At 55.5% G+C, this 9,920-nt stretch carries 9 protein-coding genes; 3 read left to right on the forward strand and 6 right to left on the reverse strand.

The window, feature by feature from the left end:
• Positions 1-617: 617 nt before the first annotated feature.
• The 5 genes from LRK71_RS20285 to LRK71_RS20305 all read right to left on the reverse strand — a co-directional run bounded on the left by LRK71_RS20285 (position 618) and on the right by LRK71_RS20305 (position 5,961).
• A complete protein-coding gene (locus LRK71_RS20285; RefSeq protein ID WP_232405776.1) occupies positions 618-1,901 on the reverse strand; it encodes a TRAP transporter large permease in 1,284 nt (427 codons plus the stop codon).
• Positions 1,894-2,421, reverse strand: coding sequence for a TRAP transporter small permease (locus LRK71_RS20290; protein WP_232405777.1), 528 nt, complete (start codon positions 2,419-2,421; stop codon positions 1,894-1,896). Before LRK71_RS20290 ends, LRK71_RS20285 begins: the two co-directional genes overlap by 8 nt.
• Before the next feature lie 55 nt (positions 2,422-2,476).
• On the reverse strand, positions 2,477-3,457 hold the full coding sequence (locus tag LRK71_RS20295; RefSeq protein ID WP_232405778.1) for a TRAP transporter substrate-binding protein: 981 nt from the start codon (positions 3,455-3,457) through the stop codon (positions 2,477-2,479).
• Between the two features lie 87 nt (positions 3,458-3,544).
• Entirely contained in the window at positions 3,545-4,426 is an 882-nt protein-coding gene (locus tag LRK71_RS20300; RefSeq protein ID WP_232405779.1) for an NAD(P)-dependent oxidoreductase, read from the reverse strand.
• A 47-nt stretch (positions 4,427-4,473) separates the two neighbouring features.
• Complete coding sequence (locus LRK71_RS20305) at positions 4,474-5,961, reverse strand: aldehyde dehydrogenase family protein (protein ID WP_232405780.1); 1,488 nt, start codon at positions 5,959-5,961, stop codon at positions 4,474-4,476.
• An 831-nt stretch (positions 5,962-6,792) separates the two neighbouring features.
• Between LRK71_RS20305 and LRK71_RS20310 the strand changes: the two genes are divergently transcribed.
• Both LRK71_RS20310 and LRK71_RS20315 read left to right on the forward strand, forming a co-directional pair.
• The gene (locus tag LRK71_RS20310; protein WP_232405781.1) at positions 6,793-7,860 is read left to right on the forward strand and encodes an AAA family ATPase; all 1,068 of its coding nucleotides are present in this window, start codon (positions 6,793-6,795) and stop codon (positions 7,858-7,860) included.
• Positions 7,853-8,368: a cysteine--tRNA ligase gene (locus LRK71_RS20315; protein WP_232405782.1), complete on the forward strand. Its 516-nt coding sequence runs from the start codon at positions 7,853-7,855 to the stop codon at positions 8,366-8,368. Before LRK71_RS20310 ends, LRK71_RS20315 begins: the two co-directional genes overlap by 8 nt.
• A gap of 451 nt (positions 8,369-8,819) precedes the next feature.
• Here the strand turns inward: LRK71_RS20315 and LRK71_RS20320 are convergent, their stop codons facing one another.
• Positions 8,820-9,065 carry a MerR family transcriptional regulator gene (locus tag LRK71_RS20320; RefSeq protein WP_232405783.1) on the reverse strand — a complete coding sequence of 82 codons (246 nt, stop codon included), beginning with the start codon at positions 9,063-9,065 and terminating at the stop codon, positions 8,820-8,822.
• 426 nt (positions 9,066-9,491) lie between these two features.
• On the opposite strand from LRK71_RS20320, the gene LRK71_RS20325 reads away from it, so the two are divergent.
• Positions 9,492-9,710: a GDCCVxC domain-containing (seleno)protein gene (locus tag LRK71_RS20325; protein ID WP_232405784.1), complete on the forward strand. Its 219-nt coding sequence runs from the start codon at positions 9,492-9,494 to the stop codon at positions 9,708-9,710.
• Positions 9,711-9,920: the final 210 nt, after the last annotated feature.

The following is a 9,920-nucleotide window of genomic DNA, read 5'->3' on the forward strand; positions in this document are numbered from 1 at the left end:
CGACCTTCAGCTGAAGAAAGTAGAGGAGTTCATCGACCGTTGGTCAGCAGGCCGCTAGCAAGAACCCGGTATTGGTCGACAGATTGCGCACAGAAAAACCAATCCCCTTCACCGGACGGATACAACGCAGCGCAGGAAATGGAATTTGTAGAATCTCGCAAAGCCATCTGGCTGTCGCCCCACGCTTGCCCAATCGCATGCATGTGCCGTGCCATATGGCGCCCCGTACTAGGGTGTCTTCAGGAACGTCTTGTTGATGATTCCCATGAATGCCAGAGGCTCAGCGCTCTCGCCTTTGGGCACGGAACAAAGGTTCGAGCGCGCGCGACAGCATCTGGCACTGACGCCGAACGCTGATCCCGGGGGAACTTCTTCAATGCACATTTGCCCGCAATCCTTGCTTAGCGATCTCAGGCGCGTTTAAAAAAATCGCGTTCGACCACAAGCTGGCTGATCTTCGAATGAAGCTAGTCCATCTCGACCGCGCTGGCTTTGCCCCCATTGTCGCCGCCCCTCGAAAAGGGGGGCGCCATGTTCTTGATCGCCGCCCGTTACCCGCCGCGGATCATGTTCGGATGGACGCTGCACTGCTTCGACAGCTCCATGCAAAGGAGCCGTCAGAACCCGCTGATGCGGGGGAGCCATGTCGACAAGAACGGCAGGAAGGTGATGAGCAACAGCGCGGCCGCCAGGGCTAGGAAGAATGGCGGCATCTCCCTTACCAAGGTTGAGGGTTTGAGCCCAACGGTAGAGGACACCACGAAAATCAGGCTACCGACCGGTGGCGTGGCCAGTCCCAGTGTCAGGTTCACAATCACGATAATCGCAAAATGGTTCGGGTCGATCCCCAGCGCGAAGCTGATTGGCGCGAGAATCGGCACCAGGATCATCACCCCCGGCAGCGGATCCATGAACAGGCCAAAAACCAGCAACAGCAGGTTAACCGCCAACAGGAAGACGATAGGAGAGAGGTCCCAAGAGATGATTGTTTCCGCAAGAAACTGCGGCACGCTCTCGATGATCAGCACCCAAGCAAAGGCTCTGGCGGCGCCCAGGATCAGCAGCACCGCACCAGATGTCAGCGCCGCTCGCAGCACGATGCCCGGCAGGTCGCGCAGATGCAATGAGCGGTAGACAAACATGCCGACCAGCAACGCGTAGAACACGGCGATGACAGAGGCTTCCGTTGGGGTGAAAATACCAAAGCGGATACCGCCCACAACCAGCAGGATCAGTAACAACGCCGGCACGGCAAAGAAAGCAATCCGGCCTATTTCGGCTAGCGAGGGCATCGGCTGCCCGGAAGAATAGTTCCGCGCTTTGCTGACGCGGGCATTGGCAAACAGGATCAGCATAGTGATCAACAGACCCGGCAACACACCGGCCATGAACAGCGACCCGACCGAGACCTCTTTGTCCTGCATGGCATAGATGATCATGGTGATTGAGGGCGGGATGATCGGCCCCACAACCGAACTGGCAATTGTCAGCGCCCCCGCATAAGGCCGATCATAACCGCCCTTTTCCATCATGCGGACCATCATCGTACCGGGGCCGGCGGCATCGGCGAGCGCACTCCCTGAAATACCCGCGAACATCGCTGAGCTGACGACGTTGGCATGGCCCAGACCACCGCGCAAATGGCCGACAAACGCCTGCGCCAGACGCAAGATCGCAAGGGTCACCGCACCGCCTGTCATGATCTCGGAGGCAAGGATGAAGAAGGGCACTGCCAGCAACGGAAAACTGTCCAGGCCGGCAAACATTTCTTTCACCACCACCAGATGCGGGTAATTGGAGGCAAAGGTGATGGCAAGAAACACCGAAATCGCCATCGCAAAGGCGACCGGCAGCCCAAGCGCCAGCAGCAGGAACAGAGCAGGGAACAGAATTTCAGCCATTCGCGCCTCCTGGCAAAGCCGCCGTATCATCGGCATCGGGGTCCAACGAGCGGTATCTTCCTGCCTCGATAAACGAGCGGGCAATCAGCAAAAGATGCACGATCAACAATGAAAAGCCGACCGGCATTGCCGCATAGATATATATAAAGGGCAGGCGCAGTGCGGGCGTAACCTGGTATTGCATCCGTTGCGCGTATTGCCAGCCGACATGCACCATAAAGGCAAAGAACGCCAACAGCATCGCGACGATCGCCGCCCGCAGCAGGCGTTGCCCGGTCTGCGGCAGGCTATCCTGAAGATTCGTGATTGCAACGTGGCCACCGAAACGCAGGATCAGCCCCGCGCCAATAAATGTCAGCCAGATCATCAGATAACGTGCCGCCTCGTCGGCCCAGGGCAGTGAATGCGAGGTCACGTATCGCAGTGTAATGTTGCTGCCCACGATGATTGCCATGGCCGACAGCATCAGGATCAGCGCCCAGCCGTTAAGCGCCACAAAGATGTTTTCCAGCTTTTTCACGATGTCCCCGCCAGCGAAAAGGTGTCGACGCCAAAGCGGCGTCGACACGCACGTATCATTTGAATGCGACGATCGCGTTCACCAGATCCTTGCCGTAGGTCTCGTAGTACCCTTCATAGGCGGTGCTGATGGACTCCTGAAAAGCCGCTTTCTCATCCGTCGACAGGGCGTTGATTTCCATGCCGCGTTCTTTCAACGTTTCGACGCCGCTGGTCTCAACATTGCCGACATAGCTACGCATTGCCTCGGAGGCCGCGGACGCGGCCTTTTCAAAGGCGGCCTTCTGCGTATCGTCCAGCCCTTCCCAGAAAGGCTTGGACACCAACAGCATTGCCGGGGAATAGACATGCCCAGACAAGGTCAGATATTTCTGCACTTCATCCAGTTTCACCGAAACGATCACCGACAGGGGGTTTTCCTGACCATCAATGACGCCCTGCTGAAGCGAAGAAATCACTTCTGGCCAAGCCATCGGCGTGGGCGCTGCACCCATCGCGTTGAACGCGGCGAGATGCACCGGGTTCTCCATCGTGCGCAGCTTCAGCCCCTCGGCATCCGCCGGAGTGTGGATTGGGTTGCGGTTGTTGGTGATATGACGGAAACCCTGTTCGCCCCAGGCCAATCCATGCAGACCAACGGTATCGAACTTGGCGAGGATTTCCTGGCCAATCGGCCCATCCAGGACCGCGCGGGCATGTTCCAGATCGCGGAACAAGAAGGGAATGTCGAAAACGCCCGAGTCTGGAACAAAATTCGCCAAGGTGCCGGAAGAAACGATGGTTGCCTCAATCGTTCCGAGCTGCAGCCCCTCAATAACTTCCCGTTCACCGCCCAGACCGGAAGAAGGGAAGTGATTGAATTCAAACGCATCACCCGCTTCGGCCTTCAGAACTTCCTCGAATTTCTGGGCCGCGACGCCATAATGGCTGTCAGGCGCAAGCGCATAGCCGATCTTCACTTCTGTCTGAGCAAATGCCGGCAAACCGGCTGCAATGAGCAAGCCGGCAGTGGCCAGCCCGCGATACACGAAAGTCATTGGAATTCTCCCTCTAAAGGTCGTTGTTTACTACACAAGGCAATTTTTTCTGGCAACCCCAAGGCAAGAGAGCTGCCGATCCTGTATTCAAGCCATTTCACCCTTGCGAAACAGCTGCACCAGTTCGGGCACATAGGCCTCGCCCTGGCCTGCTTCTACCGGCGCTTTCAAGGCCTCTGAAATTCCATCGGCAACCGTCTTCCGCGCCCCCGATGCGTCGCACATACCACGGTAATAATCTATGTCTTTCAATGCGTTCGACACAAAGAAAGGCAACCCCTCGCGATCCTGTTCGACGATGTAGGGGGCCAACCGCTCCAGCGCGACACTTGCGCCGCCACCTTGGGCCAGCACATTGACAAAAACCTGCGGGTCAATGTCTGCATCCGCAGCCTGTGCCGCAGCCTCGGCCAGCAGCGTCATGAAACCGACCGAAACATAGTTGTGCAACAATTTGAGCCGATGACCATGGCTCAGCGTACCAACGTGATCGACCTTTTCGGTAAAGGAAGCCAGCACCGGGCTCACCTTTTCCAGCGCCGCTGCCGCGCCACCGACCAGCAGGTTCAGCGTGCCCTCATGGGCGTGTTTCGCGGTGCGCGTCATAGGGGCATCGATGTAATCGCCCCCTGCCTTAACAATGATCTCGGCCATGCGCAGGGTCATCTCCGGCAGTGCAGTCGAGCAGTCGACCACAACTGCACCGGGTTTCAGCGCAGAGGCAACACCTTCTGAGCCGGTCACGATGGCCTCGATCTGCGGTGATCCGGTGACACAAAGGATCACGACATCCGATTTCGCCGCGACCTCGGCCGGACTGGCGCAGGCACTGGCGCCAAGGCCAAGGATTTCCTCCGTTGGCTGGTTGCCAGGGTGGTCAAGAAAACTCAGGCTATAGCCGCCCTTCAAAAGGATATTGCGGGCGATACCATGCCCCATGAGGCCAACGCCGATGATGCCAACATGCATTTTGATGCTCTTTCTGTCTTAAAGTGAGAGGCGCTCGGAACCGGACTTCAGTCCGCGTTGATCCAGATTGCCTTGGTGTCGAGGTATTCTTCCATGTGTTCGGAGCCACCTTCCCGGCCATAGCCCGACATTTTGACCCCACCAAAGGGTACAGCGGGGTCAATGGCATGGTACATGTTCACCCACACAGAGCCTGCCTTCAGGCGGTGGGCAAGCTTGTGTGCCGTGCCCAGATGCGTAGAGAACACACCCGCCGCCAGGCCATATGGTGTCGCATTGGCGCGTTCGACCACCTCATCCAGGCTGTCAAAAGGCAGGGCCGAAATCACCGGCCCAAAGATCTCCTCGCGGGCAACGCTCATGTTGTCGGTCACGTTAGCCAGAACGGTGGGTTGGAAGAAATGCCCCCCCTCCAGCTCCGGCCCGTCTGCGCGGGCTCCGCCGGTCAGGACCATGGCTCCCTCACACGGGCCTGCCGCCAGATAGTCGGCGATGCGTTCTGCCTGGCGGGAGGAAATGATCGGGCCGATATCGGTGTCTTCCTTGATGCCATGACCAATCCGCAAAGACGCGGCATAATCGGCAACCCGGCGCACAAACTCGTCGTGGATCTCACGGGCCACAAACAGCCGCGAGCCTGCAATACAGATCTGCCCCGAATTGGCAAAAACGGCCATCGCAGCCACTGGCACGGCCTTTTCGATATCAGCATCCCGGCAAACGATCACCGGCGACTTGCCGCCAAGCTCCAGCGACACCCGCTTGAGGTTGCCAGTGGCAGCCCGGGCAATCGCCTGGCCAGTCGCTGTCGACCCCGTAAAGACGATCTTGTCCACGCCGGGGTGTTCCGCGAGCGCCGCACCGGCCTCGCTGCCCGTGCCGGTCACGATATTCAGAACGCCGTCCGGCAGCCCCGCTTCCTGCATGATGCGGGCAATCATCAAAACAGTAAGCGAGGCTTCCTCGGAAGGTTTCAGCACGATTGTGCAGCCCGTCGCAATGGCAGGCGCAATCTTCCACACGGAGCCCGCAATCGGCGCGTTCCAGGGAATGATGGCACCGACGACGCCGATCGGTTCGCGTACCGTCTGTGAATAGATCTCACCCGGAAAGGAATTGGGAATCGTGGCCCCATGGATCGCCACTGCCTGACCGGCATAGAAACGCAGCATGCCAAGCACGCGACGGCTGTTGGCAAGGGTGCGTTGAATGGGCATCCCCATGTCGAGCGTATCAGACAGGCACAGGGTCTCCCATTCCGCCTCGAAACGCTCAGCTATGCGCAGCAACAAGGCCTGACGCTCAAATGGTGTCCATTTCGACCAAGGCCCTTCAAATGCCTTGCGTGCAGCCGCCACTGCCGCGTCGATGTCAGCGCGACCGCCGCGCCCGACGGTTGCAAGCAGACTACCATCGGCCGGGTTGCGTGCCTCGATCACCTCGCCCGAACGCGCTTCGCACCAGCGCCCATCGATGAACATCCGGCGAAATTCGCCTTTGTAGAGATCAGCCGCGGCTGAATTCCAGTCCTTCATTGCGTGTAACCCTGTCTGATACTGTTGTGCGTTGGGGCGCGAAGGACCGCGCTCGGCGTCGGAACGGACGCCGCGGAACTCTACTCCGATAGGTTGCGGGATTACAAGTTGGTGTACATGCTAAATACATTACCGCCAGTCTTGATCCCGGGCGGCTGGCTGACGTGCTCCTTGAGGGAGATCTTGCCGGGCTTTTCGTTCTGCGGCGGGTGCGGAAGGATCGAACAGGAAAAGGGCGTCGAATACCACACCCTAAATAACTGATAAGATTTACGGATTGGCGATGCTTGCGGAAAATACAACCGCCATGGCCTACCGACCTTTTCCGCTGCTATTTAATGGGGGAGATGCTAAAATCCAAGGAGCAGGTCCACTACCACTCCACCGAGCACTAAGTACAAATGACAGGTTCCAGCCCGAAGCGGTCATAGATAAGTGGTGCCGCACCGACGATGCTGCTGGTGCGAAATTTCATGGTCAATTTCCCGGAAGCGGACTCTCGGCAGGGCCGAGCTGCTTCACGAGATGCTGCGGGTTGCACCGGGGGCAGCGAAGCGCAGGAAGCAGACCCTGCAAAACTGCAAATTATGGCCACCTTTCACGATAAGCTCGGCCCTGAGGCGACCTTCGTGCCTGACTGGGCAGATAACCGGTAAGACCCCCAGACCGGACATTGATCCTGAAGAGGAAAGTGGCGCCGCGATAGGTTCTAAGAAAGCAAGCCAGCTATGAAACAGCCTTGTGCCAGCGATCAATACTAGAAACTTAACGGTTGCTTACGCACTGAACTTTCGTGCAAATGATATTTGGAACGGATCGAGGGTCAGGAACATGTTGAAAAGCGCCACTTTTAGCAACTTCACCAGTATACCCAGCGACGAGTGGGAATTTTCTCCTGGCCTCAATGTGATTGTTGGAGAAAATGGCCTAGGAAAATCTCACGCTCTCAAGGCACTCTATTCAATACTGAACTCATTAAAGCCAGATAACGCGCAGTTTAATGGTGCGCCATCTGAAAAGATTGGCAAATCCCAACTTGAAAAAAACATCGCCGACGAATTGATCGGCAACATGCGGCCAGATAGCTTGGGCCGGCTGGTGAAACGAAAGCAGGGCAGGAATAGGGCCGAAGTTTCAGTCAACTTCAAAGATAATGGGCTCAATGCAAGCTTTGGATTTGCTACCAATTCAAAGACACAGGTTGAGATTACATTGCTTCCGAGTTCAGTCTTAGATAAGCCGCCTGTCTTTATTCCGACTAGAGAGTTGATCACTCTATGCCCGTGGTTTGTATCTCTTTTTGACTCTTATAGTGTGCCTTTCGAGAAAACATGGCGGGACACAGTTCTTCTCTTGGGGGCTCCAAGTTTGCGAGGCCCCCGTGAAAAAAAGGTTGGTGAGCTCTTGTCTCCTATCGAAGCCGCAATGGGCGGTAAAGTTGAGGTGGATGCAAACGGACGCTTCTTTCTCAGAGCCAACGGTGGACGGATGGAAGCTGCGCTGGTCGCTGAAGGTCTCCGAAAATTCGCGATGCTTGCACGCTTGATCAGTACAGGTGTTTTGCTGGAGCAAGGTTATCTTTTTTGGGATGAGCCGGAAACTAACCTAAACCCAAAGCTAATTAAGGTCCTAGCCCAGGTTATCGTAAGCCTTGCAGATCAGGGCATTCAAATTTTCCTTGCTACGCACTCAGTTTTTCTCGTGAGAGAGATCGCTATTTTGACGGATGGTCGTAAAAAGAAGGAGCAATCAAGATACTTTTCACTGGCTGCGTCAGGAGATGATGAAGTCTCCAGACTCGAACAGGGCAGCGCAATTGATGAATTGGACACCTTGGTTCTCCTTGACGAAGAACTTCTTCAATCAGATCGATATATGGAATCTTCACTTCATGATTGACATTGCATTGAATGAAGGCAGTTTGTCGTTTGAATTTGATAGCGTTGAATTTGCTGAAAAATACGATGACTGGCGTCACTATAGAGGTGTTTTCAATTCAGCCTGTGGGTCTTCAAAGGCCGTTGACTTCGTTGTTTCAAAGGGAGGCACTCTTTGGCTTATTGAGGTCAAGGACTACAGGACACATGCAAGAACGAAGCCTTCGGATTTGGCTGATGAAGTCATGTTGAAAGTCAGGGATACAATGGCTGGACTTGTGAGTGCTGCGTACGTTGGCGTGGATGCTGATGAGAAGAGGACGTCACGGAGTGCGCTTAAGAAACGTAAGCTTAAAGTTGTTTTGCATCTGGAGCAGCCTTCAAAGCCATCGCGACTGTTCCCCATGTCAGTGGATCCAGCTGACATTTTGATGAAGTTAAGGCAAAGGCTCCGCTTTGCTGACTGCCACCCTACTGTCGTCGATCGAGCGAAGTTTCCCAACTCACTAGGGAGAGTGAGTAGCATCTAATTGTCGTCATATTGACCTCGGTCCCGGCAGAAATGCTCTGCGTGGCATGCTGACTAAAAACTTCTCTGCCTAGTGACCGATTTGATCACCAGCGCCACCGTCTGTTACCTGTGTATGGTTGGCGTTCGTTCATGACGGATCAAACTTCTGCTTCCCGCCCAGCGTTCGGTTGCTGCACCTGCCAACTAGCTCCCCGGTTGCGTCCGCTTTGGGCTGGCTGCCGTCATCCATGTCGGTGTCAGCGCACCCTCAACAGCAAAATCAGGTGCTGCACCGCCGCAAGGCAGCTTCGAGCCCTTATCGACCTTGTGCAGTTCGCAACTTGGATAGCATTGGGCAAGAAACATTCCCGCTGTCACAGTTTTCCGTGAGTTCGCTCAGAGCGGTTTCCAAACGTTTAAGCTCGCCAATCTTATCACGCACGTTGGTGATATGAAGCTCAGCCACTTCCTTAACTGACTGGCAATCTTCGCTGCCCCCCCTCGGACAGGTCGATGAGCGTTTTGGCATCTGCAAGTGGGAAGCCTAAATCACGGCACTTCTTCAGTAACCTAAGCCTACCAACATCATGTACTGAGTACAGGCGGCGATTGTTGGCCGCCCGCTCTGGCTTTGGCACGATTCCTTCGCGTTCATAGTATCGGATGGTTTCAATCCCGATCCCGCTTTGCCTTGAAGCCTCTCCAATCGCAATCATGTGATGTTTTCCTTCTTGATCCTGTAGCTACTACAGAAGTTATAAATGCAACGGACATTGATACAACGGCGCAGCGTGGTGACCAGTGGAGGAACGGAATGCAGAAATGCCTCAGCCTCAGTTATTTGGGGTCGTTGTCAGCTCTTGGTGTCGCCTTGTGCTGCGTCTTGCCGATAGCGATGATGTTGCTGGGACTGGGCGGCAGTTGGCTGGCAATCTTTGGAAGTATAGCAGCAGCAAGCTATTATGTTCTAGCAGCCTCAACAGCGCTAGTTGCGATAGCTTGGTTGGTATCGCACCGGCGCGGATCAATGGCGCGGCTGAGATGGTGGCTTGTCGGAAGTACCGTGATGACCGGATTGGCATGGGTTATCGTGTTCAATGAGGCCCGGATCAACGATTACCTAATAATGCAGATGTGAGACCATGGCAGAGCAAACCGTAGTACTTGAAAGCATATTGACATGCCCGAAGTGCGGGCACAGCGAAACCGAGGAAATGCCCACTGACGCTTGCCAGTGGTTCTATGAATGCAAGTCGTGCAGTGCAGTGCTGAAACCGTTGGAAGGTGACTGCTGCGTCTACTGCTCATATGCCACAGTGCCATGCCCGCCCATTCAGTTGGGCGATAGTTGTTGTGGATAAAGTTGACGGCAACTTTGTCCGCTCTGCCGACCTTGACCTCCTGCCTCAGTACCGGTTTGCTGTGCTGGTGCGGAGAACGGCGGCAGTGAGCCCACCTTGCAGATTTTCTGCAACGCAGCCAAAGTCTGCTACCGCGTCAAGGCCATAGTAAAGATACGGTTACAGGTCGTGTTTTCGACCAGATATCTTCAAGCGGGCTGACCATCAGGA

Origin of the sequence: Pseudophaeobacter flagellatus (assembly GCF_021228235.1) — a bacterium.
In the GTDB taxonomy this organism is placed as follows: domain Bacteria; phylum Pseudomonadota; class Alphaproteobacteria; order Rhodobacterales; family Rhodobacteraceae; genus Pseudophaeobacter; species Pseudophaeobacter flagellatus.

Coding starts and splice junctions, on each gene's coding strand:
- LRK71_RS20305 (WP_232405780.1), bottom strand. CDS start 5,961: ATGAAGGACTGGAATTCAGCCGCGGCTGATCTCTACAAAGGCGAATTT.
- LRK71_RS20320 (WP_232405783.1), bottom strand. CDS start 9,065: ATGATTGCGATTGGAGAGGCTTCAAGGCAAAGCGGGATCGGGATTGAA.
- LRK71_RS20300 (WP_232405779.1), bottom strand. CDS start 4,426: ATGCATGTTGGCATCATCGGCGTTGGCCTCATGGGGCATGGTATCGCC.
- LRK71_RS20310 (WP_232405781.1), top strand. CDS start 6,793: ATGTTGAAAAGCGCCACTTTTAGCAACTTCACCAGTATACCCAGCGAC.
- LRK71_RS20295 (WP_232405778.1), bottom strand. CDS start 3,457: ATGACTTTCGTGTATCGCGGGCTGGCCACTGCCGGCTTGCTCATTGCA.
- LRK71_RS20285 (WP_232405776.1), bottom strand. CDS start 1,901: ATGGCTGAAATTCTGTTCCCTGCTCTGTTCCTGCTGCTGGCGCTTGGG.
- LRK71_RS20325 (WP_232405784.1), top strand. CDS start 9,492: ATGGCAGAGCAAACCGTAGTACTTGAAAGCATATTGACATGCCCGAAG.
- LRK71_RS20315 (WP_232405782.1), top strand. CDS start 7,853: ATGATTGACATTGCATTGAATGAAGGCAGTTTGTCGTTTGAATTTGAT.